19 protein-coding genes are annotated in these 23,803 nt (G+C 70.3%); 3 read left to right on the forward strand and 16 right to left on the reverse strand.

The features are described 5' to 3' along the window. The 7 genes from K9D25_RS09800 to K9D25_RS09830 form a co-directional block, all read right to left on the reverse strand. On the reverse strand, positions 1-939 hold the full coding sequence (locus K9D25_RS09800) for a phosphatase PAP2 family protein (protein WP_244450651.1): 939 nt from the start codon (positions 937-939) through the stop codon (positions 1-3). Between the two features lie 309 nt (positions 940-1,248). Next, positions 1,249-2,025 carry an electron transfer flavoprotein subunit beta gene (locus tag K9D25_RS09805; RefSeq protein ID WP_244450652.1) on the reverse strand — a complete coding sequence of 259 codons (777 nt, stop codon included), beginning with the start codon at positions 2,023-2,025 and terminating at the stop codon, positions 1,249-1,251. Beyond that, the gene (locus K9D25_RS09810) at positions 2,022-3,215 is read right to left on the reverse strand and encodes an electron transfer flavoprotein subunit alpha/FixB family protein (protein WP_244450653.1); all 1,194 of its coding nucleotides are present in this window, start codon (positions 3,213-3,215) and stop codon (positions 2,022-2,024) included. The genes K9D25_RS09805 and K9D25_RS09810 overlap by 4 nt, the downstream gene beginning before the upstream one ends. Beyond that, on the reverse strand, positions 3,212-5,158 hold the full coding sequence (locus K9D25_RS09815) for a DUF3483 domain-containing protein (protein ID WP_244450654.1): 1,947 nt from the start codon (positions 5,156-5,158) through the stop codon (positions 3,212-3,214). The genes K9D25_RS09810 and K9D25_RS09815 overlap by 4 nt, the downstream gene beginning before the upstream one ends. Positions 5,159-5,545: 387 nt before the next feature. Next, complete coding sequence (locus K9D25_RS09820) at positions 5,546-7,585, reverse strand: NADH:flavin oxidoreductase (RefSeq protein WP_244450655.1); 2,040 nt, start codon at positions 7,583-7,585, stop codon at positions 5,546-5,548. A gap of 121 nt (positions 7,586-7,706) precedes the next feature. Next, positions 7,707-8,489, reverse strand: a complete 783-nt coding sequence (locus K9D25_RS09825; protein WP_432207925.1) for a YoaK family protein — start codon at positions 8,487-8,489, stop codon at positions 7,707-7,709. A 132-nt stretch (positions 8,490-8,621) separates the two neighbouring features. After that, complete coding sequence (locus K9D25_RS09830) at positions 8,622-9,593, reverse strand: GlxA family transcriptional regulator (protein ID WP_244450656.1); 972 nt, start codon at positions 9,591-9,593, stop codon at positions 8,622-8,624. Positions 9,594-9,756: 163 nt separating this feature from the next. Here K9D25_RS09830 and K9D25_RS09835 point away from each other — a divergent pair, with 163 nt between their 5' ends. Beyond that, the gene (locus tag K9D25_RS09835) at positions 9,757-10,503 is read left to right on the forward strand and encodes a hypothetical protein (protein ID WP_244450657.1); all 747 of its coding nucleotides are present in this window, start codon (positions 9,757-9,759) and stop codon (positions 10,501-10,503) included. Between the two features lie 139 nt (positions 10,504-10,642). Here the strand turns inward: K9D25_RS09835 and K9D25_RS09840 are convergent, their stop codons facing one another. The 3 genes from K9D25_RS09840 to K9D25_RS09850 all read right to left on the reverse strand — a co-directional run bounded on the left by K9D25_RS09840 (position 10,643) and on the right by K9D25_RS09850 (position 14,232). Next, positions 10,643-11,809 carry a hybrid-cluster NAD(P)-dependent oxidoreductase gene (locus K9D25_RS09840; protein ID WP_244450658.1) on the reverse strand — a complete coding sequence of 389 codons (1,167 nt, stop codon included), beginning with the start codon at positions 11,807-11,809 and terminating at the stop codon, positions 10,643-10,645. Between the two features lie 184 nt (positions 11,810-11,993). Next, positions 11,994-13,253 (reverse strand): aromatic ring-hydroxylating oxygenase subunit alpha, encoded by a 1,260-nt coding sequence (locus K9D25_RS09845; protein WP_244450659.1) that lies wholly within the window; start codon positions 13,251-13,253, stop codon positions 11,994-11,996. 187 nt (positions 13,254-13,440) lie between these two features. Further along, complete coding sequence (locus tag K9D25_RS09850) at positions 13,441-14,232, reverse strand: DUF4394 domain-containing protein (protein WP_244450660.1); 792 nt, start codon at positions 14,230-14,232, stop codon at positions 13,441-13,443. Positions 14,233-14,397: 165 nt separating this feature from the next. On the opposite strand from K9D25_RS09850, the gene K9D25_RS09855 reads away from it, so the two are divergent. Beyond that, complete coding sequence (locus K9D25_RS09855; RefSeq protein ID WP_244450661.1) at positions 14,398-14,967, forward strand: sigma-70 family RNA polymerase sigma factor; 570 nt, start codon at positions 14,398-14,400, stop codon at positions 14,965-14,967. Then, complete coding sequence (locus tag K9D25_RS09860) at positions 14,964-15,689, forward strand: anti-sigma factor (protein WP_244450662.1); 726 nt, start codon at positions 14,964-14,966, stop codon at positions 15,687-15,689. Before K9D25_RS09855 ends, K9D25_RS09860 begins: the two co-directional genes overlap by 4 nt. Positions 15,690-15,695: 6 nt before the next feature. Here K9D25_RS09860 and K9D25_RS09865 read toward each other — a convergent pair whose 3' ends face one another. The 6 genes from K9D25_RS09865 to K9D25_RS09890 form a co-directional block, all read right to left on the reverse strand. After that, complete coding sequence (locus K9D25_RS09865) at positions 15,696-16,748, reverse strand: GlxA family transcriptional regulator (protein ID WP_244450663.1); 1,053 nt, start codon at positions 16,746-16,748, stop codon at positions 15,696-15,698. 94 nt (positions 16,749-16,842) lie between these two features. Further along, a complete protein-coding gene (locus K9D25_RS09870; protein WP_244450664.1) occupies positions 16,843-18,207 on the reverse strand; it encodes an L-serine ammonia-lyase in 1,365 nt (454 codons plus the stop codon). A 189-nt stretch (positions 18,208-18,396) separates the two neighbouring features. Beyond that, positions 18,397-18,963, reverse strand: a complete 567-nt coding sequence (locus K9D25_RS09875; RefSeq protein ID WP_244450665.1) for a sarcosine oxidase subunit gamma — start codon at positions 18,961-18,963, stop codon at positions 18,397-18,399. 10 nt (positions 18,964-18,973) lie between these two features. Continuing rightward, positions 18,974-22,009, reverse strand: coding sequence for a sarcosine oxidase subunit alpha (locus K9D25_RS09880; RefSeq protein WP_244450666.1), 3,036 nt, complete (start codon positions 22,007-22,009; stop codon positions 18,974-18,976). Position 22,010: 1 nt separating this feature from the next. Next, positions 22,011-22,310, reverse strand: a complete 300-nt coding sequence (locus tag K9D25_RS09885) for a sarcosine oxidase subunit delta (RefSeq protein WP_244450667.1) — start codon at positions 22,308-22,310, stop codon at positions 22,011-22,013. A gap of 12 nt (positions 22,311-22,322) precedes the next feature. After that, positions 22,323-23,573, reverse strand: a complete 1,251-nt coding sequence (locus K9D25_RS09890; RefSeq protein WP_244450668.1) for a sarcosine oxidase subunit beta family protein — start codon at positions 23,571-23,573, stop codon at positions 22,323-22,325. Positions 23,574-23,803: the final 230 nt, after the last annotated feature.

Here is a 23,803-nt window from a genome sequence, read left to right on the forward strand (position 1 = left end):
TCAGGGGGTGTTGGTGCCGGTGGGGGCGCCGACACTGCCCGTCGGCCCGTCCATGGCGGCGGCGCGGGCGGCGGCGCCGGGATGGATCGCCCGCTCGGCCCGGCGCAGATTGCGGGCGCTGCGATAGGAGGTCGCGAGCGTGCGGCGCAGCCAGTGGCGCAGCGCGGCGCGCTGCCCGGCCATGCGATAGCCGAGCACGGTCAGCCGATTTTCCAGCGCCGCGTCGGAGAGCGTGTGGCGGTAGCGCACGAAGATGAGGTGATGAAGCGCCGCTGCCAGGATCAGCATCAGCCCGATGGAGATCACCACGTCGGAGAGATAGTGCCCGCCAAAGGCGACGCGGCTGAGCCCGACCGCCGCGACGAACATCCCGAGCAGCGTGCCGACCGGCCAGCGCCATTCGCGCGGGACGAACAGCACCAGCGGCAGCAGGCAGGCGATGAACGCCCCCTCGCCGGAGGAGAAGGAGTGGTTGCCGAGGCCCGGGGGCCCGATCACCCACGGGCCCTGAAACGGCCAGGCGCCGCCGAAATGTTCCGTATTCATCGGCCGGGGGCGGCCCCAATAGGGCTTCAGGATGCCGTTCACCAGCAGGGCGGGGCCGAGCAGATACAGCGAGATGAAGAACAGCGCCATGCGCGGCGGCACCAGGCTCGTCTTGGCCGGGAAGGACAGTTTCAGCACCACGCCGATGAGCAGCAGCAGCGGCAGCGCCAGCGAGATATTGGAGCCGAAGGTGCGGAAATCCTGCAGCAGCGGGATCTGGGCGGCGGGGAAGCTCCTGCCCGGCGCATGGAACAGCCCGGCGACGGCAAGGTCGATCTGCGGGAACAGATAGAACAGGACCGAAAGCGCAGCGGTGGCGAGGATGGCCGTCGTCAGCGGCGCGCGCGCGAAGAAGGAGGCCCTGGCGCGCGAAGGTTCGTTCGGATCGGACATGGTCGGTCTGTCTGTCTCAGCGAGAAATCACGAAAAGGCGCTGGCGGCCACGCCTTGGCGGCCCGGCTTGGCGGCTCAGCCGGCGCGGCGCGCCGTGCGGCCGACTGCCGTTACGGCAGGTGCGGGGCGTGTGCCGGCGGTCTCGCGTGTTTCTGGCATGATCGGTTCCCTCTCGCGCATGCGTCGCCGGGCCCCCGGGAAGCGGTAGGTTGTTAGCGTCTCTTCGTGGCAAATGCATGGGAAAAGGCGCGGCACTGCCCGGCAAAATAGGCCAGCGTGCCGCTGACAGGCCGCTGACAGCCCCCGGCTTTAGCGCCCGGCGATGAGGCCGAGCGCGCGCAGATGCGCGAGGATCTCCCGCGCCGCGTCTTCCGGCGCCGGGTCGACCAGCAGCTTGCCGCCGCCGCTCGCCGCCACCGTCGCCGCCTTCAGCCGCTCGGCGGCGGAGGCGCCGGCCGCGGCCCTGGCGATGAGTTTCGGGCGCGGGCGATAGGGGCGTTCTTCCACCTCGTGCGGGGCGGGGGTGGGGGAGGAAGCGGGGGCGGCGATCTCCTGCGTCTCGACATGGCCGCGTCGCACGCCGGCAAAGGCGAAGGGCCGCGGGGCCGGCGCGGCCGGGTGGACGGTGACGAGCGCCGGCAGCCGCACCACGAGGCGCCGCCGCGCCCCGCGTCCCAGCGCCTGCTCGACACTGAGCGTGCCGGGCTCCGTGCCCAGTGCCAGCGCGGCGGCATCGGCGAGGACGGGACGGCCGAGGGCGCGCGCCAGCGTGTAGGGGAGGAGGCCGGTATCCTCGCCCCCCTGGCCGCTGCGGCCGGCGAGGATGAGGTCGTAGCCGCCGGCTTCCAGCGCCGCGGTGAGCGCGGAAGTGGGATCGGCCTCGGCCGGCATGCGCAGATGCACGAGACGGCCGAGCCCATGGCCGAGCGCATCGGTGAGCGGGCCGATCTCCGGCCCGGCATGCAGGCCGGTGACGGCACCGCCGAGATCGACGGCGAGCCGCAGCGCCTGAAGTTCCACCGGCACCGGGGCCGGGCGGCCGGAAACCCTGTGCCGGCCGGCGGAGAGCAGAACCGCGATCTTCATGGCGCGCCCTCCGCCTCAAGCAGCGCCAGCAGCGCCGGCATCACCTTCTGCGCGTCCGCGACGATGGCGAGGCCGGCGCGTTCGATCATCGCGGCGTGCAGATCGGTGTTGACGGCGATCACATGCTCGCAGCGCGCCACGCCTTGGAGATGCTGCGGCGCGCCGGCAATGCCGAGGGCGAAATAGCCACGCGCCTCCAGCACCGTGCCGGAGGCGCCGACCTGCGCGGCGCGCGGCATCAGCCCGGCATCGCACAGCATGCGGCTGGCGCCGGGCGTGCCGCCAAGCGCCGCCACCAAAGCGCGGAAGGTGGCGAGATCGCTGACGCCATTGCCGGCGGAGACGACGAAATCGGCTTCCGCCAGCGACACCTTGGCCGGATCAGCAGGAATGAACTCAGCGGAGACAAGGGCGCCGCCCGTCGTCTCCGGGAAGGCGAAATCAACGGTGCGCGCCTCGTGCAGGCTGCCCGCATGCGGGGCGATGGCGTCGATGGCCAGCGTCATCAGCCGCACCGGCGCGCGGCGCTGTTCCACCTGCCGGCCGCGCGCGGCACGGGTGACGGCCTTCGGTGTGAGGCTTTCCGCCCCGGCGAAGAAGGGCTCGCCCGACAGAGCGGCGAGGCGCCGGGCGAGGTCGCCGCCCTCCGCGCTTTCCGCGAACAGCACATGGCGCAGATCGAGCGCGGCGAGCGCGGCGTTGAGCGCCCCCGCCTTCGCCTCCGGGTCATAGCCGGAAACGGGCAGCGCCAGCACGCGGTCGGCGCCGGCGGCGCCGAGTTCCTCGCTAAACGCGTCGACCAGCGCCAGCACCGCCCCGCCACCGGCATCGGCCAGGAGGCGGGCGGCGCCGAAAAGCTGCCGGTCATGGGCGGAAAGCCGCCCGCCGGGCGCGTCCGGCACCAGGGCCACGAGAAAGGCGGGCTCGGCGATGACCACGCGGCGCGGCGCCGCCTCCATCTCCACCGGGGCGGCGACCGCCACGACGGATACGGCCGGCGCGCGCTGGGCGCGGTCCAGCCGGCGGCGCAGCGTGCCGGGCACGAGGGCAAGGCGTTCCTCCGCGCGCGGGTCGCGGCGCGGGCGGCCCGTGGCAACAGGCGTCGCCGCGAGATCGAAGCGCGGGCGGGCGCCGCCGGGCACAAGATGGGCGGCGCGCGCCGTGCGCGGGTCCTTGCGCGGGCGGCTCATGCCGGCACCTGTGCGATGTGGGTCTGCGCTGACCGGGCCGGGGCGGTGCCGGCCTTCTCCACCGCCATCAGCACCAGTTCGGCGATGTCATGCACCGCCGGGCGCTCGCCGGTGACGCCTTCCAGCATGGCGGAGCATTGCGGGCAGGCCACCGCGACGATGCCGGCGCCGGTGGCCGCCGCCTGGCCCATGCGGATGTCCGGGATGCGGCGTTCGCCTTCGATATCGGCCACCGGGGCGCCGCCGCCGCCACCGCAGCACATGGAGCGCTTGCCGGAACGCTCCATCTCCAGCCGCGCGATTCCCAGCCGGTCGAGCAGGCGGCGCGGGGCGTCCACCTCGCCATTGTAGCGGCCGAGATAGCAGGGGTCGTGATAGGTGACGCGCGTCGCCTCCAGCGCGCCGAGCGTGAGCCGGCCGGTGGCGGCCAGTTCGTCGAGAAAGGCGGTGTGGTGCACCACCTCATAGGCGCCGCCAAAGGCGCGGTATTCGTTGCGCAGCGCGTGCAGCGCGTGCGGATCGGCGGTGAGAATGCGGGCGAAGCGGTAGCGCGCCAGCGTTTCGATATTCGCGCGGGCGAGGCGCTGGAAGCCGGCCTCGTCGCCCAGCCGGCGGGCGAGGTCGCCGCAATCGCGCTCCTCCTCGCCAAGCACGGCGAAATCGACGCCGGCCTTCTGCAGCAGGGTGACCAGCGCGCGCAGCGTGCGGCCATAGCGCAGATCATAGGCGCCGTCGCCGAGCCAGAGCAGGATTTCCGCCTCGCCCTTCTGCGCCATCAGCGGCAGGGTGAGGCCGGCGGCGAAATCGGTGCGGCCGTTGAGCGGGCGCCCGCCGGGTTCGTCGGCATAGCGCAGTTCCATCAGCGGCGCGGCGGCCTTGGCCGGCAGGGCGCCGAGCTCCAGTGTCTGGAAGCGGCGCAGATCGACGATGGCGTCGACATGCTCGATCATCATCGGGCATTCCTCGACGCAGGCGCGGCAGGTGGTGCAGGACCACAGCGTGTCCGGGTGGATCATCGCCGCCTCGCCGACGATGGGCAGGCCCGGCCCGCCAATGCCGGCGACCGGGCGGGCGTTCGGGTAAGGGCTGCCGGCATAAGCGGCGTTGGTGCCGCCGGTCTGGAGGCTGGCGGCGAGGTCCTGGATCAGGCGTTTGGGGTTCAGCGGCTGGCCGGCGGCGAAGGCCGGGCAGGCGATTTCGCAGCGCCCGCACTGGATGCAGGCGTCGAAACCGATCAGCCGGTTGAAGGCGAAATCCTCCGGCATCGCCACGCCGAGGCGCGGGGCGTCGAGATCGAGCGGGGCCAGCGCGGTGGCGCGCTCGCCATTGAAACGCCCGGGGCGGGGATGGGCGACGAGATGGGCGGCGCCGGCAAAGGCGTGGCGCATCGGGCCGCGGTCGATCTGCAGCGCGAGGCCGATGCCACCCAGTGCCGCGAAGGCGAGGCCGAGCAGGCCGAGCGGGCGCAGCGCCCCGCCGAGCGAGGCATCGAGCGCGACGAGGAAGCCGCCGCCGCTATAGGCGGCGAGCAGGAAGGGCAGCAGCTGGAACCGCCCGCCGGAAAGCCGCGCCGGCTTTGTCGGGTAGCGCCGCCGCCCGACCATCGCTCCCCCGGTGAAGGCGGCGGCGAAGGCGAGCGCGGTGAGCCACCAGAACAGCCTGTTATCGCCCAGCGCCGGGATGAGGCCGAGGAGCGCGAGGCCTGAGCCGGCCAGCAGCCCGCCGGCGGCCAGCGCGTGCATGCGCGCGGCATAGGGGTCGCGCCCCACCACATGGTGGACATCGACGAGGTAGCGTTTCGGCAGGGCGAGCAGGCCCGCCACCCAGTCCACTTTCGCCGCCCGGCCGATGCGCCACGCCCGCGCGCGGCGGACGGCGAGGGCGCCGGCGATGGCCACCATGGCGAGGACGGTGAGGGAGAGGAGAAGCGCGAGGTCCGTCATGGCCGGGCCTCGCGGGGGTGGCGCAGCCCCTCACCCGGCCCAGCGGGCCGACCTCTCCCCGACGGGGAGAGGTGAAGAGCAGCCGCCAACGGACGCGGCGCGGAAAACCCGCGGCGGCATGCGAGCCCTCTCCCCGTCGGGGAGAGGGTGGGGTGAGGGGCAAGGGGCAAGCCCTCTCCCCATGGGGGAGAGGGGGGGGTGAGGGGGGCGGCCATGACCGCATGCGGGCTGGAATGGCGTTGGAGGCCCGCCGGCGGCGTCATCCCGGCCGCAGCCCGCAGGGCGGAGAGCCGGGACCGCGTGCCAATTCTGCGCACGATCCCGGATCGGCCAGATGGCCGTCCGGGATGACGTTCCTTGGGCGTTCCCCTCGCGGCGCTCATCGCCTCACAGATCCTTGCAGAGCCGGAGCGAATCATAGAGCGCGGCGTGGATGTTGCGCCCGGTCCAGGCGTCGCCGACGCGGTAGAGCGCGAAGCCCGGCTGGCCGGTCCAGCGCGGGGCGCGGCCGGAAATGAGCGCGTCGAGGTCGGTCTCGCCATCATTGATGGACGCGCCCCGCAGCGCCTCGAACAGGCCGTCCACGGGGAGCGTGCCGTAATCGACCACGACGCGGTCGATGACGCGCTCCTCTTCCGCATCTGTCATGGTGTTGCGCAGGGCGGCGATGAGGCGGTTGCCTTCGGGGTAGATCTCGATCAGCTCGGTATTCGGGGTCATCACCACGCCGAGCTTGTAGAGTTCGCGCAGATGCACCGGCTTGTTGGTGGTGCCGATCTCCTGCGCGATCTGCACGTCATGCGTCACCATCTCGACGAGGCAGCCCTTCTTGGCCAGCACCTCGGCGGTGGAGGCGGCGTTGTGGCCGCCGATCTCGTCGAACAGCAGCACCGAGCCGGTGGGCTCGACGCGGCCGGTGAGGATGTCCCAGGTGGAGACGGCGTGCTCGTGCCCCTTGGCATGGCCGAGATTGGGCACCCCGCCGGTGGCCATGATCACCACATCCGGCGCCTCGGCGGTGATGTCTTCCGGCGTGGCGGCGCGGCCGAGGCGGATGTCGACCCCCTTCTTCTGCACCTGCGCATAAAGCCAGCGCGGAATGCCGGACAGCGCCTCGCGCCAGGTCGCCTTGGCGGCGATGTTGATCTGGCCGCCGACCACCGGCTCCTTCTCGAACAGCACCACGCTATGGCCGCGCTCGGCGCAGACGCGGGCGGCTTCCAGCCCGGCCGGGCCGGCGCCGACGACCACCACCCTGCGCGTCACCTCCGCCTTGGGGATGACGTGCGGCATGGTCGCCTCGCGGCCGGTCGCCGCGTTTTGCAGGCACAGCGCGTCGCCGCCGACATAGATGCGGTCGATGCAGTAGCCGGCGCCGACGCATTGGCGGATGTCGTCGTCGCGGCCTTCCATCAGCTTCTTCACGAGATGCGGGTCGGCGATGTGGGCGCGGGTCATGGCGATCATGTCGACATGGCCCTCGGCGACGGCGCGGGCGCCGGTGGCGAGATCGGTCACGCGCTGGGCGTGGAAGATCGGCACCTCCACCTCGCGCTTGATCGCGCTCGGCAGATAGAGGAAGGGCGCGACCGGGAAGGACATGTTGGGCAGCGAGACGGCGTGGGACATCTCGTCCCGCGCCTGGCCGCCGACGATGTTGAGGAAGTCGACAAGGCCGAGGCGGGCATATTCCGAGGCGATGGCGACGCAGTCCTCATGGCTGAGGCCGTCGGCGATCATCTCGTCGCCGGACATGCGGATCCCGATGACGTAATCGTCGCCGGTGGCCTCGCGCATGGCGGTGAGCACTTCCTTGCCGAAGCGCATGCGGTTTTCCAGGCTGCCGCCATATTCATCGCTGCGCTGGTTGACCGAGGGGCTCCAGAACTGGTCGACGAGATGGCCATGGGCGGCGGAAATCTCGCAGCCGTCCAGCCCGCCCTCCTTGCAGCGGCGGGCGGCGTCGGCGAACGCCTTCACCACGCGGCGTATGTCGTGCTTGTCCATGGCGCGCGGCACGGTGCGCGAGGCCGGCTCGCGCCGCACCGAGGCGGAGAGGGTCGGCAGCCAGTTCTCCGTGTCCCATTTGGTGCGCCGGCCCATATGGGTGAGCTGGATCATCAGCTTGGCGCCGTGGGCGTGCACGCGCTCGGCGAATTGCTGGAAATAGGGGATGACGCTGTCATCGGTGACGGAAATCTGGTTCCACGGCGCGGCGGGGCTGTCGATCGCCACCGAGGAGGAGCCGCCGAACATGGTCAGCCCGATGCCGCCCTTAGCCTTTTCCATGTGGTAGAGCTGATAGCGCTCCTGCGGCTTGCCGTCCTTGCCGTAGCCCGGCGCGTGCGAGGTCGACATCACCCGGTTGCGGATGGTGAGGCCCTTGATGGTCAAGGGTTTGAGAAGTGCCTCGGCATTGGCGATCATGATGGTGGGCGCGCTCCTTCGCCTACGCATTCTAAACCCGACACGGGCACGATAGGTCGCATGCGCCTATGCCGGACAGAAGATTTGCGCCATCGCGCCGGTAGCGTTGCGACCGAGCCGTTCAGCGCAGCAGGATGCGCAGCGCCGAGGGGCCGGCGAGCGCCAGAACCAGCAGCGCCAGCGGCACGGCGAAGACGAAGCCGACCTGGTTGAAGCCAACCGCGCCGACGACGCCGCCGACGAAGAAGGCGGTGAGGAAATAGCTGAGCAGCTTCAGCTTTTCCCGGTCCGCCAGCACCAGCGGCAGGCCGGTGCCGCGCCGGCGGCGGTTGGAATAGAACAGCTTGCCGAGTTCGATGCCGATATCGGTGACGATGCCGGTCATGTGGGTGGTGCGGATCTTGGCGCCCGACATCTTGGTGACGGTGGCGTTCTGCAGCCCCATGATGAAGCACAGCACCGCCACGGCGAGGCCGAGCATGAGGGCATGCTGGCGGGTGAACGGGCCGATGAGCGCGAAGGCCAGCAGCAGCAGCGCCTCCAGCGTCAGCGGCAGCGCGTATTCGCGGCCGGCGACATGCAGCCGCCCCCAATTGACCAGCACCGCCGAGGTGGCGGCGCCGAGCACGAAGGCGATGAGCGCGCCGAGGCCCCCGAGAACGAGGTCCATCGCGCCGAGCACCGCATGGTCGGCGGCCGACGAGATGATGCCCGACATATGCGAGGTGTATTGCCCCACCGCCAGCAGCCCGCCGGCATTGGTGGCGCCGGCGACGAAGGTCATGGGCAGGCCGAGCCAGGCATCGGCGAGCGGTGTGCGCTCGGGTGCCAGCATGCCGGAGGTCAGGTCGCTGTAGCGGGCGGCCAGCCTGCGATAACCGTTCGGATTCACGGGCGCGTTCATGGGCGCATTCTCGGGGCGCGATCTCTGGCCAGTCTCGGGGCGCGGCGTGTGTGAGGCGCCGCTGAAAGGGCAGTCACCTTGCACAATTAATACCACGCGCCGCGCTGCGCCAGTGCGGACGATGCCCAACCCTCACGCCCGGGCCGGGGCGGGGGCGGCGCCGCGCCGCTCGCGGCTGGGCGGGCGGCCGAAATGCCGGGCATAGGCGGTGGAGAAATGCGCCGCCGACTGGAAGCCGCAGGCGAGCCCGACATCGGTGACCGGCAGCGGCGAGAGGCGCAGCAATTCGCGCGCCCGCTCCAGCCGCAGCCGCAGCTGATAGGAAGCCGGGGTGACGCCGAGATGGCGCTGGAACAGCCGTTCCAACTGGCGGGCGGAGACGCCGAGCCGGTTGGCGATGCCGGAGACGCCGAGCGGCTGCTCGATCGCGGCCTCCATCAGCCGCACCGCACGGGCGAGCGTCGGGTCGGGCAGCAGCGGGCGCGGGCGGGCGGCCACCTTCTCCGTCCGGCGCGGGGCGCGGTCGACGATGAACTGTTCCGACACCTTGTCGGCCAGCGCGCGACCGGCCTTGGCCTCGATCAGGGTGAGCATCATTTCCAGCGGCGCGATGCCGCCGGTGCAGGTCAGCCGGTCGCGGTCGATGACGAAGGCTTCCTCGACAAAGTCGATGCGGGGAAATTCCTCGCGCAATGCCGGCAGATTTTCCCAGTGCACGACACAGCGGTAGAAATCGAGCAGCCCCGCCTCGGCGAGCACGAAGCTGCCGGTGCACAGCGCGCCGAGCGCCACGCCGCGCCGGGCGAGCCGGCGCAGCATGTCCGCCACCGCCGGAGTGGCGGCGTGGCGTATGTCGATGCCGCCGCACACCAGCAGAAGGTCGAGCGGGCCGGCTTCCGCCAGCGCCACCGTGGGGGAGAGGGTGAGGCCGTTGCTGGCGGTGGCGGGCGTGCCGTCCGGGGTGACGATACGCCAGGAATAAAGCTCGCCCTCGGCGACGTAATTGGCCATGCGCAGCGCTTCCAGCGCATTGGCGCAGGCGATCATCGAATGGTTCGGCAGCGTGAGGAAGCCGATGCGGGTGAGGGAGGCGGTGTCGCGCACGTCGGAGGCACCCGGGGAATGGCTTGCCCAATGTTGCTGAGGATGATGGTCGCAAAGCGGCGCGCAGGATTACCCCCGCTTTGTCACCGACTGGCACCAATCATGCCGCAAAATGGTCGCCAACGCAGGCGGAAATGCGCCGAGATAGAAGGGGATTCCGTCCATGCGCTCCATGCTGCGCTCAAGCTCCAGCTTCCAGTCCTCGCTTGCCGGCCGCCTCATGCTGCCGGTGGGCTTCGCGCTCGCGGTCGCCGTCGGCACCTATGTCGTCGCCGAGGATAGCGGCTATCTGCGCGGCAAGGCGGAACAGGCCGGCGCGCAGCAGGCGCAGGAAAGCGTGAAGACGCTGGCCCGGCTGGTGGCCCAGCCGGTCGATCTGGCCGAGGAGCCGAGCGACAAGGGCGACCAGCTCGACATTCCCACCATGATCCGCGCCATCGAGCCCGGCGCGGTCTACAAGCCGCCGCAGAAGGCCGCCAAGCCTGCCGCGCCGTCCGCCGCGACGCGCACGACCCATGCCGGCGCCGCGCCGCTTTCCAGCGACATCACCGTCGCCGACCTGCCGGCGGGCGTGGAGCGTTTCGACCAGTGCGGCGCGCGCTGCGACAGCCGCGACCCGATGGTGCGAAACGCGCCCGCGCCGGTCGCCGGCAGCGCCGCGCCGGCCGCCACGGCTCCTGCCGCCGCGCCCGCCTCGGTCGGTCGGCCGCTCGATCTCGCCGCCGCCGAACCGGGCGTGCTGCCCCCGGCCCCGGTGGTCGCCCGCGAGAGCGAGAAGAAGGAAGGCTTCCTCGGCCTGCCGCCCATTCCCACCGCCACCGAGATCGTCGACCGCACGGTGGAAGGCACCAGCCGCGCCTATGACGGCATGAAGCAGGCGGTGAACGGCGCGCTCGATCTCTGGCGCTGAACCCTTCTCGGCCAAGCCGTCATCCCGGCCGCCGCCGGAGGCGACGCGCCGCGATCGCTCTCCCTGACTGCATCGCGATCCCGGACAGGGCCTGCGACCCTTCCGGGATGACGTTTTTAGTGTCCGTGCGGGCGCCGGCTCAGCGGTCCACCACCAGATTGCTGGTCGGCTTGGAGCAGCACAGCAGCGCCATGCCGGCGTCGATTTCGCGCTGGCGGATGCCGCCGCCATGCTTCATCTCCACCGTGCCCTCGACGAGCTTCGACTTGCAGGTGCCGCACAGGCCCTTGGAGCAGGAGGAGGGCAGGCGCACCCCGGCGCGGCGGGCGGCGTCCAGCACGAACATGTCGGAGCGGCACTCGATGCTGCGCTTCTGCTTGGCGAATTCCACGGTGTAGGTGACGACCGGCGCTTCCAGCGCCTCCGGCACCGCCTGCAGCAGCTCGGCCGAAACCACCTCCGCCGCCACTTCCGGCTCGGCTTTGGCGAGTTCGGCGAAATCGAAGCTTTCCTCATGGTGGCGGGCCATGTCGAAACCCGCGCCCTTCAGGAGTTCCCGCACCGCCTTCATGAACGGCGCCGGGCCGCAGACGAAGACTTCGCGCTCGCGAAAATCGGGCGCGACATGTTCGAGCACGCCAAGGCTCACCCGGCCGCGCAGGCCGTGCCAGGGGCTGCGCGGGCTGTCGGCCTCGCAGACCGGGGCAAAGCGGAAGACGCCCGGCTGGTTGCGCGCCATCAATTCCAGCTCGTCGCGGAAGATGATGTCGGCCGGCGAGCGGGCGGCGTGGACGAAGACGATGTCGCGCGGCTCGGCGAGGTCGTGGAAGGTGCGGGCCATCGACATGAGCGGGGTGATGCCGCTGCCGCCGGAGAGGAACAGATATTTCGGCGCCGGCGCGGGGGTGCCCTCGATGAAGCAGGAGAACTCGCCCATCGGCCCGACCGCGCGCAGCGTGGAGCCGACGCGGATATGGTCGTGCAGCCAGTTCGACACCGGCCCGCCGGGCACGCGCTTCACCGTGATCGCGAGGGTGTGCGGGCGGGTGGGGGCGGAAGCGATGGTGTAGCAGCGATTGATGGTCTCGCTGCCGATCTCCAGCTCCAGCGTGAGGAACTGGCCGGGCTGGTAGTGGAACAGGCACGGCTCCTTCGGCGCCAGCACGAAGGTCTTCACGTCAGCCGTCTCGTCGCGGATGGCGAGGACGGTGAGCGCGTCATCCGCCTCCGGGTTCCACGCCTTGAGGGCGCCGGCAAGGCGCGGGGCGGCTGGTTCGGGCGAGACGGTGGGGGTGGGCGCGTGCATGGGGGCGGGTTCCGATTATGAGCGACTGTCCCGGCGGATCAGCCATGCGCCCTCTCCCCGACGGGGAGAGGGGTGGGGTGAGGGGCTGCGCTTGGGCGGTCCCGTGGCCCCTCACCGACCCGCTTCGCGGGCCACCTCTCCCCAACGGGGAGAGGATGAGGGGACGTGCAGGCGTCTGCCTGCCTCACCGCCCGAGGTGTTCGCTCATCCGGTTGACGTACCAGTTGCAGAACTTGTCCACGAGCATTTCGGTGTGCGGCGAGTAGGGGCCGGGCTCATAGGCCGGGCTGCGCGCGCCGGTCTGGCAATAGCCGACCAGTTCCGAATCCTGGTCGTTGGTGGCGTCCCACACGCCGGTGAGGTTCTCGATCGTGTAGTCGACGCCCTCGACCGCGTCCTTGTGCACCAGCCACTTCGTGCGGAGCAGCGAGCGCTCGGCGTCGAGCGGCAGCACCGAGAACACCACGGCGTGGTCGGACATGAAATGATGCCAGCTGTTCGGCTGGGTCCAGAAATGCAGCGCGCCGTGCTTGGGGTCGTTGATCCGGCCGAGCAGCTTCTTGCACGCGGCTTGCGTGCTGTGGGTGTGGCTCTCGCCCGCGCCGGCGAGCGGCAGGCGCTCGGTGCGGAAGCCGGTGGCCATGTCGTCGAGATGCTCCATCAGCGTGGAGGGGAAGCCGCAGCTTTCCCATTCCTGATGGCTGTCCTTGAGCAGCTTGTCGTAATCCTCGGCTTCCTTGCGCTCATGCTCGTCGAGCTCTTCCGGCGCGAAGCCGAAGCCGTAGGCGAAGAGCGGCACGGTCAGCTCGGGATGGTTGCCCGCGCAGTGATAGCACTCGCGGTTGTTCTCCATGGTGAGCTTCCAGTTGCCGGGCTCGATGATGTCCTTCTCGAAGGCCACCTTGGCGTTCTTCAGATCGTGCGGGGCGAGATAGGGCGCCATCTTCGCCGCCATCACCTCGAAATCCGCCGGGGGCTCGTCGGCGAGGCAGACGAAGAGCAGTCCTTCCAGCGAGCGCACATGCACCGGCTTCAGGCCATGGCAGGAGGCGTCGAAGCCCTCGCCCATATGCGAGGCGGCGAGCAGCTTGCCGTCGAGGCCATAGGTCCAGGAATGGTAGCGGCAGACGAGATTGCCCACCGTGGTCTTGTAGTCATGCACGATCGGCGCGCCGCGATGGCGGCAGACATTGTGGAAGGCGCGCACCTCGCCATCATCGTCGCGCACCAGCACGATGTTGGTCTGGCCGATATTCAGCGTCATGGCGTCGCCCGGCTCGGGAATGTCGGGGTCGACGCCGACGAAGAGCCAGTGATGGCCGAAGATGATGTCGAGGTCGGCCGCGAAGATTTCCGGGCTGGTGTAGAACGGCGCTTCCAGGCTGTAGCCTGGCTTGCGGCGGCGCAGCAGCGCTTTCAGCGGGGTGGCGGTGGAATCGAGCATCGTCTGTTCTCCCTCGCGCGGGTGCGGCCCGCTTGTCGTCTGGAATTGTTCGACACAAGTGCGCCGCCGACTTTCACCGACGCGACAGACAATTTGCTGGACGCGACATTCCAGCAGCGCCCGCAACGCAGAAAGGGCGGCGCGTGGCCGCGCCGCCCTCTCCGTGGCTGGCAGGAGGTGGAAAGGCTCACATCGCCGGCAGGATGGCGATGTCGTGCACCTTGCCCGTGACGCCAGCGATCTTGCCCACCGCGGTGGCCTTGCCGGTGGCGAGATCGACCGCATAGAGCGTGTCGCCGGCCATCAGCCAGCCCTCATTGGCGCCGGCCGCTGTCGTGACGATGTCAAAGGCGAAAACCTCGCCGGTGACGCCGAGCTTGCCGACGGAATTGAGCACGCCGTCATTGGGCGGCGCCTGCTTGACCAGGGTGCCGGCGGCAGCGTCGATGTCATAGAGCGCGGTTTCCTTGGCGCCCTTCACCGAATTGGTATAGGCGCCGGCGACGACCTTCGACGCCTTGCCCTTGTGCATGTCGCCCTCGGCGTATTTCAGCACGCCGTCCGTCGTCACCTTGCCGTCGTCGACATTGGCGCGAAGATTGGTGCCGTCGCTGCCAATGACGCGCAGCCGGTCGGCCACCGGGTTGAAGTCGACCGTGGCCATGGAGCCCGCCGGGAGCATGGTGGCGAGCGTGGACTTCTTCATCGCCTTGCCGGTCATCGGGTCGATGGTGACGACGGTGCCGTCGGCGAACAGGCCGTAGAGCAGGCCGTCGGCCGGGCGCACATCAATGCCGACGAGCTTGCCGTCGCCGGTGACTTTCACCGGCGTGCCGGCCTTGGCGGCCTTGACGTCGACCAGGGCGATCCTGTTGCCGTCGAGCAGGGCGGCGACAGTCTGCGCCTGCGCGCCGCCGGCGAGGGCGAGGCCGGTGAAGGTGAATGCGCTGAAGGTGAGGGCGATCATCGCGCTTTTCATCGTGGCGAACTCCTTTTCGCGCCGAACACGTGTCGGCTGGACGGAGCGGCTACACGCGGCAATCGCCGGCGGATGCAGCGACGTGTGAAAAAATCTCTTGCCCTTGCATCTGAAACCGGCGGTGTCGCGTAAGAGTATTAAGCCTTACCTTGCGGGAGCCGCCCGATGACGACCTTGCCGCCCACCGCCGATGGCGGGAGCGAAGACGCCCTCGCCGAGGCTCTGCAAGGCTGCGCGCGTGGCGAACGCGCCGGCCTGCAGCTTCTCTATGACCGGTTGGCGCCAAAGATGACCGGCGTCGCCCTGCGCATGCTGCGCCGGCGCGATCTCGCCGACGAGGTGGTGCACGACACCTTTCTGCGCATCTGGGACAAGGCCGGCACGTTCGACGCCGCGCGCGGCCGGCCCACCTCCTGGGCCTTCGCCATCCTGCGCAACACCGCCCTCAACGTGCTGCGCGGCGAGGGGCGGATGGAATCGGTCGGCGATTTCGAGGCGATCGAGCCGGCCAGCGAGGCAGCGGATGCCGAGGCGCTGGTCATGGCGCTGTCCGAGACCAGCGCGCTGCGGCGGTGTCTCGACCGGCTGGAGCCGCTGCGACGCCGGGCGATCCTGCTCGCCTATATGCGCGGGCTGACCCATGGCGAACTGGCGGGAAGGCTCGGCGTGCCGCTCGGCACCGCCAAGGCGTGGATCCGCCGCAGCCTGCTCACCCTGCGGGAGTGCATGACATGAGCGCCGACGAGCGCGACCGGCTGGCGAGCGAGTATGTGCTCGGCCTGCTCGACGCGGAGGAAATGCGCCGCTGTGAGGAGCGGCTGGAACGCGACGCCGGGCTCGCCGTGCAGGTGGAGCTGTGGCGGGCGCGCCTCGCCGAACTGGATGCCACCGCCGCGCCGGTGAGGCCCGATCCGGCGCTGTGGCCGCGGATCGAGGCGGCGCTGGCGGTGCCGGCACCGAAGGCGGCGCGCCCCGCGCCCGCCCGCCCCTCGCGGCTGGCGACAGGGTGGGAGAGTCTCAGCCTGTGGCGCTTCTATGGGCTGGCGACCTCGGCCGCGCTGGTGCTACTCGCGATCGGCACGGCGCAGCTGGCGCGGCAGGCGGCACAGGCGCCGGTGCTGGTGGCGGTGCTGATCTCGGACCAGAACCAGCCGGCGGCTGTGGTCAATGCCTTCCGCGACGGGCGCACCGAGCTGCTGGCGCTGAGCGCCCTGAAGGCGCCGGAGGGCAAGTCGTTGCAGGTGTGGACGCTGTGGGACCGCGAGCGCGGGCCGGTCTCGGTCGGCCTCTTGGAGGCGATGCGCAATGTCGAGCTCAGCGTCGAGGGCCTGCCGGCGCCGGCGGCGGAGCAGCTTTACGAGGTGACGCTGGAGCCGGCAGGCGGTTCGCCCACCGGCCGCCCGACCGGGCCGATCCTGATGAAGGGCAATGCCAGCCGGACCGAGACGGGGACCTGAGCGCGCTCAGTCGAACAGCCGCTGGCCGGCGACGCTCTGCACCGCCACCGGGGCGCGGGCGCGGGCATCGGACGGGGTGAAACCGTGCTGCGCCTTGAACTGGCGGGAGAAATGCGCGCAGTCCGAGAAGCCGGCTTCCAGCGCGATATCGGTGACCGAGCGGCCGGTGGTGTCGAGCAGGAAGCGGGCATAGCGCAGCCGCAGCCGGCGGTAGAACTCCGCCGGGCGCTGGCCCATCACCGTCTGGAACAGGCGCTCCAACTGGCGGGTGGAAAGCTGTAGCCGGCGGGCGATGTCGGCGATGGGCAGCGGATCGGCGAGGTGCTGCTCCATCATCAAGAGCGCGCGGCGCACGCGGTCATCCGCCACCAGATCGGCGATGGGCGGGTGCGGCTGGGATTCGGTGCCGGGGCGCTGGCGGTCCAGCAGCAGCACGTGCCGGCTCTTCTGGGCGATGGAGCGGCCGAGAAACTTCTCCACCAGCGCGGTGGCGAGATCGGCCGCGCCGCCGCCGCCGGCGCAGGTGATGCGGTCGCCATCGATGACATAGAGCCGGTCCGCCACCGGGGTGTGGTGGGGGAATTCCTCCATGAAATCCTGATAGTGATACCAGGACACGCAGCAGCGCCGGCCGGTCATCAGCCCGGCGCGGGCGAGCACGAAGGAGCCGGTGCAGACGCCGACCAGCGGCACGCCGGCACGGGCGGCGCGCTTGAGATAGGCGATGCTCTCCTCGTCCAGCTGCTGGCCGCCATGCAGCAGGCCGCCGACGACGATGATGTAGTGGAAGTTCGCGGGGTCGGCGAGCGGGCCGGAGGGCGCCACCGTGATGCCGCAGCTGGCGCGGATCGGCTCCTGCCGCGAGGACATGACCTGCCAGCGGGCGAGGATGGGGCGGGAGCGGTCGCCATCATCGGCGGCGAGGCGGAACTGGTCGACCATCAGCGAAAACGCCGAGAGGGTGAAATTATCGGCCAGGATGAAGCCGACATTCAGCACCGGCGCCGCCGTGCTGGACGCGCTCGTCATGGCCAGGGAGGGGGGACGCTGCTGGTTCATGGCCTGCTCCTCGGCCCAGCATAGCAAATTTGCGGCGTCAGGTCGCACCGGCTGTGCGGCGGGTGAGGGCTTCCTCGGCGGCGGCATGGGCGGCTCAGCATTCCGGCAGGTTCACGGCGAGGCCGCCCAGCGAGGTTTCCTTGTATTTCGAGGCCATGTCGCGGCCGGTCTCGCGCATGGTGACGATGACCTTGTCGAGCGAGACGATGTGGGTGCCGTCGCCATGCAGCGCCAGCGAGGCGGCGTTGACCGCGCTGATGGCGCCGAAGGCGTTGCGCTCGATGCAGGGCACCTGCACCAGCCCGCCAATGGGGTCGCAGGTCATGCCGAGATGGTGCTCCATGCCGATTTCCGCCGCGTTCTCCACCTGCGCCGGCGTGCCGCCCAGCGCGGCGGCGAGCCCGCCCGCCGCCATGGAGCAGGCGACGCCGACTTCCCCCTGGCAGCCGACCTCGGCGCCGGAGATCGAGGCGTTGATCTTGAACAGCGCGCCGATGGCGGTGGCGGTGAGCAGGAAGACGTGCAACCCCTCCCGGTTCGCGCCGGGGCAATGGTCGCGGTAATAGCGCAGCGTCGCCGGCACCACGCCGGCCGCGCCATTGGTCGGGGCGGTGACCACCCGCCCGCCGGCGGCGTTTTCCTCATTCACCGCGATGGCGTAGAGGCTGACCCAGTCCATGATCTCATGCGGGGTCGGGGCGTTGCGGGCGAGAAGGCTGTCGCGGATCGCCTTGGCCCGGCGCTTGACCTGCAGCCCGCCGGGCAATTCGCCCGAGGTGGAAAGGCCGCGGTCGATGCAGGCCATCATCGCCTCGACCACGCCGTCGAGCCGCGCTTCCACCTCGGCCGGCGCGCGGCGGACGCGCTCATTGGCGAGGACCAGCTCGGCGATGGAGAGGTTTTCGCGCGCCGCATAGGCCAGCAGCTCGCGGGCATTGCGGAACGGGTAGGGCAGGGCGGCCTCGTCCTCGGCCGGCGGCTGGCCGACCTCCGCCTCCGGCACGACGAAGCCGCCGCCGATGGAGCACCAGCGCGCCTCGGACAGCGGCGCGCCCTCCGCCGCGAAAGCGCGGAAGGCGAGCGTGTTCGGGTGCTGCGGGGTGGGCGAGACGCCGTCAAAAACGATGTCGCGCGCGGGATCGAAGCTGATGCCGTGGCTGCCGCCGAGCGGCAGGCGGCCGTCTTCCGCCACGCCGGCGACGAGCAGGTCGGCGCGGTCGGGATCGACATTGCGCGGGTGCAGGCCGGCGAGGCCGAGGATCACCGCCTTGTCGGTGCCATGGCCCTTGCCGGTCCAGGCGAGCGAACCATAGAGCATCACCTCCACGCGGGCGGTGCGCGCCAGCACTCCTTCGGCCGCGAGGCCCTCAGTGAAGCGCAGCGCGGCCAGCATCGGCCCCACCGTGTGCGAGGAGGAGGGGCCGATGCCGATCTTGAACAGCTCGAAGGCACTGATCATGGCGGTGTGTTCCGCGAGGGGGCGAGAGGGCCGAAGAGTCTCTGCTGGGTCCCGGCTCAGCGCTGCACGTCGTGCAGCTTGGCCGGGACACGGGTCGGGTCTTTCGTGTCCCGGCCCAGCGGAGGCGCAGCCGGAGCGCCGCGCCGGGACCCAGGGGAAACTCGCGCGTAGCCCCGCTGTCGGCAAAAGTCACGCCAGTTCGCGGCGGGCGTCTTCCAAGAGTTCCCAGACATAGGGCGCGAAGGAGCGCCAGACATCGATGTGGAACACGTCCGCAGCATGGCGCACCAGCACGATTTCCGCCTTGTGGAACACGGTGCGGGTGCACATGCCGACCGGGAACGCGTCGAGCGACAGGTCCAGCGGGTTGCCCTGGTTGAGCACGAAGGCGGCCTTGTCGCCCGCGATCTCGATGCCGACGCTGCGCGCGGAGACATCGACCAGAGAGTGGGGAAGACCCGCCGTCGCGGCCTCGATGGCGGCGAAGAGCGGCGCGTGCTCCGTGCCGGGGGCGAGCAGCAGCCACTCATCCGGGCCGAGCCAGAAGGCGAAGCGGCCACCTGCGGCATTGAAGCGGCAGGCCTCGCGCGGCAGGGCGACGCCGAAGGCCTCGCCGGCCGGGCCGATCGCCGCCTCGCGGCCACGGAAGACCAGGCGGGCGGCGTCGCCCAGCGCGGTGAGCCGCGCGGCGGGGAGGACGCGGGAGGCGGGGGCCAGCGCGCTGAGCGGGCGGGCGGGTGCGAGGGACGCGGTCACGGCAGCGCTCTCAACCATTGAGGCGTTCTCCCTTGGGGTCGTAGAACACCGGCTCGACCACCTCGACCTCGATGGCGTGGGTCGGCATCGGCACCATCAGCTTCGTGCCGATGCGGGCGCGCCCGCCCTTCACCATCGCCAGCGCGATGGAGCGGCCGAGAACGGCGCTGTGATAGGAGGAGGTGACGAAGCCGAGCATCGGCACCGGCACTGGAGCCGAGGGGTCGGCGACGATCTGTGCGCCTTCCTCCAGCACCACCTTTGGGTCGGTGGTCTTGAGGCCGACGAGCTGGCGGCGGTCCGGGGCGGACATGGACTCGCGGATGAGCGAGCGCTTGCCGACGAAGTCCTTCTTCGCCTTGCCCACCGCCCAGCCGAGATTGACATCGTCCGGCGTCGCCGTGCCGTCCGTTTCCTGGCCGACGATGATGTAGCCCTTCTCGGCGCGCAGCACATGCATGGTCTCGGTGCCATAGGGCGTGATGCCGAAGCGCTCGCCGGCGGCATAGACCGCTTCCCACACCGCCCGTCCATCGGCGGAGGGCACGTTGATCTCGAAGCCGAGTTCGCCGGTGAAGGAGACGCTGAACAGCCGGGTAGGCACGCCGAGAATGGTGCCCTCGCGCACGCTCATATGCGGGAAGGCCTCCTTGGAGAGGTCGATGCCCTCGATCAGCGGGGCGATGACCTCGCGCGCCTTCGGCCCCTGCACGGCGATGACCGACCATTGCTCGGTGGTGGAGGTGAGCCACACATCAAGGTCGGGCCATTCGGTCTGGAGATAGTCCTCCATATGCGCCAGCACGCGCGGGGCGCCGCCCGTGGTGGTGGTGACATGGAAGCGGTCCGCCGCTATGCGCCCGACGACGCCGTCATCCATGACGAAGCCGTCTTCGCGGAGCATGACGCCGTAGCGCAGCCGGCCGGGCTCCAGCTTGGCCCAGGCGTTGGTGTACATGCGGTTCATGAACTCGGCGGCATCCGGGCCGACGATCTCGATCTTGCCGAGGGTGGAGGCGTCGAACATGCCGACGCTGGCGCGCACCGCCTTGCACTCACGGGCGACGGCGGCGTGCATGTCTTCACCCGCGCGGGGGAAGTAATGCGCGCGCTTCCAGTTGCCGACATCCTCGAAGGCGGCGCCGTGTTCGGCGGCCCAGTCATGGATGGCGGTCTTGCGGACGGGATCGAACACATCGCCGCGCGCCGCCCCTGCGAACAGGCCGAACGTGGTGGGGGTGAAGGGCGGGCGGAAGGTGGTGAGCCCGATCTTCGGCACCGGCGTGTCGAGCGCCTCGGAGACGATGCCGAGGGCGTTCATGTTCGAGGTCTTGCCCTGGTCGGTCGCCATGCCCGTGGTGGTGTAGCGCTTCACATGCTCGATGGAGCGCATGCCCTCGCGAGTGGCGAGCTTCAGGTCCTTGGAGGTGACATCGTTCTGCCAGTCGACGAACGCCTTGGTGAAGGCGGGGTTGCGCCCATGCGGGGTGGCGCCGATGAAGCCGCCCGTGCCGAGATCCTCGGCGCTGGCGGGGAGGCTCCGCGACGGCGCGGCCGGCGCCGGCGTGGCGCCGCGCGCGGGCGAAGTGTAGGTGCGAGAAGCGAGCGCGGCGGCTTCGCCCTGGGCGTAGCCGTCTTCCAGCACGCGCTGCAGGCCATTCACGCCGCGGCAGGCGCCGGCGGAACGCTCGCGCTCCACCGAGGTGCCGGGCAGATAGGCGCCGGCGGCGCCGTCCCACACCAGCTTGCCGCGCGATTGCGAGAACAGATGCACGCTCGGCGTGAAGCCGCCGGACATCAGCACCGCGTCGCAGGCAATGGTTTCCGCCGGGCCGACCGTGCCCTTCGTCACCTTGGCGAGCTGGGCGGAGGCGACGCGCAGCCGGCCCTTGGTGCCGACCAGCACGGTGGAGGGGCGCACATCGATGCCCGCCGCGAGCGCGCGGGAGGGGAGTTCGCCGGAGACTTCCGCGCGCAGATCGGCGATGGCGGCGATGCTGACGCCGGCGGCCTTGAGATCGAGCGCGGTGCGGTAGCCGGCATCGCAGGCGGTGAAGATCACCGCGCGCTCGCCGACCTTGGTGCCGTAGCGATTGGCGTAGGTGCGGGCGGAATCGGCCAGCAGCACACCCGGCCGGTCATTGTCGGGGAACACCAGCGGGCGCTCCAGCGCGCCGGCGGCGATGACCACCTCTTTCGCCCGCACTTCCCACAGCCGCTCGCGCGGCAAATCGGGGCCGGGGGCGGCGAGGTGCTCGGTGACGCGCTCGGCCAGCGCAATGTGGTTGTGCGGGAAATAGCCGAAGGCGGTGGTGCGCGGCATCAGCGTGACATTGTCGCGCGCCGTGAGGCTCGCCAGCGTCGCGGCCAGCCAATCGGCAGCGGGCTTGCCTTCGATGGTGGCGGTGGTCTCGGACAGCAGCGAGCCGCCGAGTTCCGCCTGCTCGTCGCACAGGATCACCTTCGCACCGCTCTCGGCGGCGGCGAGCGCGGCGGCAAGGCCGGCCGGGCCGGCGCCGACGACGAGCACATCGCAATGGGCGTGGTTCTGGGTGTAGCGGTCCGGGTCCGGCAGATCGGGCGCGACGCCGAGGCCGGCCATGGCGCGAATCTTCGGCTCGTAGAAGCGCTTCCACGCCCCTGCCGGCCACATAAAGGTCTTGTAGTAGAAGCCCGCCGGCAGGAAGGGCGCGGCGAGGTCGTTGATCGCGCCGGCGTCGAAGGAGAGCGAGGGCCAGCGGTTCTGGCTCTGCGCCTTCAGCCCCTCGTAAAGTTCCACCTGCGTGGCGCGCAGGTTCGGCGCGGCGCGGGCGGCGTCGCGGGCGACATTGACCAGCGCATTGGGCTCGTCCGAGCCGGCGGAGAGGAAGCCGCGCGGGCGGTGATATTTGAACGAGCGCCCAATGAGGTGGACGCCATTGGCAATGAGCGCCGAGGCCAGCGTGTCGCCCTTGAAGCCGGAGAAGGTCTGCCCGTCGAAGCGGAAGGACAGCGGCGCGGCGCGGTCGATGCGCCCGCCCGAGGCGGTGCGGAAGCGGTTGGTCATGTCACTTGCTCCCGCCGCTGGAGGCGTCGATGTCCGGACGCGGCTCGCCGGCCTTGTAGGTGGTGACGAAGAAGTCGCTCACCGTGTCGCGCAGGGCGTTGAAGTAACGCCCGCAGCCATGGATGTGGCGCCAGCGCTCGGCGTGCAGGCCCTTGGGATTGGTGCGGTTGTAGAGGAAATCGGCCCATTCCGCGTCGGTGAGGGCGGAAGGGTCGGCCGGGCGGGCAATGTGCGCCTCGCCGCCATAGCGGAACTCGACTTCCGGCCGGGCGCCGCACCAGGGGCAGGTGATGATGAGCATGTCCTGCCCTCCTCAGTGCGCGACGGCGGCGGCGGCCGCTTCGTCGATCAGGAAACCGTCGCGGAAGCGCTCCAGCGTGAAGGGCGCGTTGATGGCGTGCGGGGCGTCCTTCGCGATGGTGTGGGCGAAGACATGGCCGGAGCCCGGCGTCGCCTTGAAGCCGCCGGTGCCCCAGCCGCAATTCACATAGAGACCCGGCACCGGGGTCTTGGCGATGATCGGCGAGCGGTCCGGCGTCACGTCGACGATGCCACCCCAGTTGCGCAGCATGCGCAGGCGCCGGAACTGCGGAACCAGCTCGCAGATGGCGTCGAGCGTATGGGCCGTGATGTGCAGCGCGCCGCGCTGGGAATAGGAGGTGTAGGCATCCGTGCCGGCGCCGATGACCATCTCGCCCTTGTCGGACTGCGAGATATAGGCATGGATGGTGTTGCTCATGACCACGGTGGGGAAGGCGGGCTTCACCGGCTCCGACACCAGCGCCTGCAGCGGGAAGCTCTCCAGCGGCATGCGCAGCCCGGCCATCGCCATGACGACGCTGGTGTGGCCGGCGGCGGAGACGCCGACCTTCTTCGCCCGGATGAAGCCGCGCGAGGTTTCCACCCCCTCCACCGCGCCGGAGGGACCGCGACGGATGCCTGTGACCTCGCAGTTCTGGATGATGTCGACGCCGCGCGAATCCGCGGCGCGGGCAAAGCCCCAGGCCACCGCGTCATGCCGCGCCGTGCCGCCGCGCCGCTGCAGCGCGCCGCCGATGATGGGGTAGCGCATGCTCTTGATGTTGAGCGGCGGGCAGAATTCCTTCACCTGCTCGGCGGTGAGCCATTCATTGTCGACGCCGTTCAGCCGGTTGGCATGGACATGGCGCTTGAAGCTGATCTCGTCATGGTGGTTGTGCGCCAGCATCAATACGCCGCGCGCCGAATACATGACGTTGTAGTTGATGTCCTGCGACAGGCCTTCCCACAGCTTCACCGCGTGCTCGTAGAGCGCGGCGCTTTCGTCGAACAGATAGTTCGAGCGCACGATAGTGGTGTTGCGGCCGGTATTGCCGCCGCCGAGCCAGCCGCGCTCGATGACCGCGACATTGGTGATGCCGTGTTCCTTGGCGAGGTAATAGGCCGCCGCCAGGCCATGCCCGCCGGCGCCGACGATGACGACATCGTATTCGGCCTTCGGCTCGGGATTGCGCCATTGCGGCTGCCAGCTCTTGTGGCCGCCCAGCGCGCGGCGGAACAGCTCGAAGCCGGAGAATTTCTGCACATTCGCCTCCGCGGCAAAGAGTGAGACGCAGGCGGCCGAACCGAGGGGGCGGGGCCGCTTTCGTCGTCTGTCCGCATGCTCGCGCGCCGGCCGCAAAACGGCGAGCATTGTTTCGGCGCTGGCGTTGAACGAATGCGACATGAGATGCGACATGCCTTGCGACATGACGCGCGCGCGCCTCTGCCGCAATCCGCGTTTGGACCGCCCCTGCCGCGGCCCGGAGCCAATTG

Source organism: Ancylobacter polymorphus (assembly GCF_022836935.1).
GTDB lineage: Bacteria > Pseudomonadota > Alphaproteobacteria > Rhizobiales > Xanthobacteraceae > Ancylobacter > Ancylobacter polymorphus_A.

Bases quoted from the DNA above. Each gene is read 5' to 3' on its own strand.
- K9D25_RS09885 (WP_244450667.1), bottom strand. From the start codon at position 22,310: ATGCTCATCATCACCTGCCCCTGGTGCGGCGCCCGGCCGGAAGTCGAG.
- K9D25_RS09840 (WP_244450658.1), bottom strand. From the start codon at position 11,809: ATGCACGCGCCCACCCCCACCGTCTCGCCCGAACCAGCCGCCCCGCGC.
- K9D25_RS09815 (WP_244450654.1), bottom strand. From the start codon at position 5,158: ATGACGGACCTCGCGCTTCTCCTCTCCCTCACCGTCCTCGCCATGGTG.
- K9D25_RS09865 (WP_244450663.1), bottom strand. From the start codon at position 16,748: ATGAACCAGCAGCGTCCCCCCTCCCTGGCCATGACGAGCGCGTCCAGC.
- K9D25_RS09880 (WP_244450666.1), bottom strand. From the start codon at position 22,009: ATGACCAACCGCTTCCGCACCGCCTCGGGCGGGCGCATCGACCGCGCC.
- K9D25_RS09835 (WP_244450657.1), top strand. From the start codon at position 9,757: ATGCGCTCCATGCTGCGCTCAAGCTCCAGCTTCCAGTCCTCGCTTGCC.
- K9D25_RS09855 (WP_244450661.1), top strand. From the start codon at position 14,398: ATGACGACCTTGCCGCCCACCGCCGATGGCGGGAGCGAAGACGCCCTC.
- K9D25_RS09810 (WP_244450653.1), bottom strand. From the start codon at position 3,215: ATGAGCCGCCCGCGCAAGGACCCGCGCACGGCGCGCGCCGCCCATCTT.
- K9D25_RS09870 (WP_244450664.1), bottom strand. From the start codon at position 18,207: ATGATCAGTGCCTTCGAGCTGTTCAAGATCGGCATCGGCCCCTCCTCC.
- K9D25_RS09825 (WP_432207925.1), bottom strand. From the start codon at position 8,489: ATGAACGCGCCCGTGAATCCGAACGGTTATCGCAGGCTGGCCGCCCGC.
- K9D25_RS09805 (WP_244450652.1), bottom strand. From the start codon at position 2,025: ATGAAGATCGCGGTTCTGCTCTCCGCCGGCCGGCACAGGGTTTCCGGC.
- K9D25_RS09850 (WP_244450660.1), bottom strand. From the start codon at position 14,232: ATGAAAAGCGCGATGATCGCCCTCACCTTCAGCGCATTCACCTTCACC.
- K9D25_RS09845 (WP_244450659.1), bottom strand. From the start codon at position 13,253: ATGCTCGATTCCACCGCCACCCCGCTGAAAGCGCTGCTGCGCCGCCGC.
- K9D25_RS09800 (WP_244450651.1), bottom strand. From the start codon at position 939: ATGTCCGATCCGAACGAACCTTCGCGCGCCAGGGCCTCCTTCTTCGCG.
- K9D25_RS09860 (WP_244450662.1), top strand. From the start codon at position 14,964: ATGAGCGCCGACGAGCGCGACCGGCTGGCGAGCGAGTATGTGCTCGGC.
- K9D25_RS09820 (WP_244450655.1), bottom strand. From the start codon at position 7,585: ATGATCGCCAATGCCGAGGCACTTCTCAAACCCTTGACCATCAAGGGC.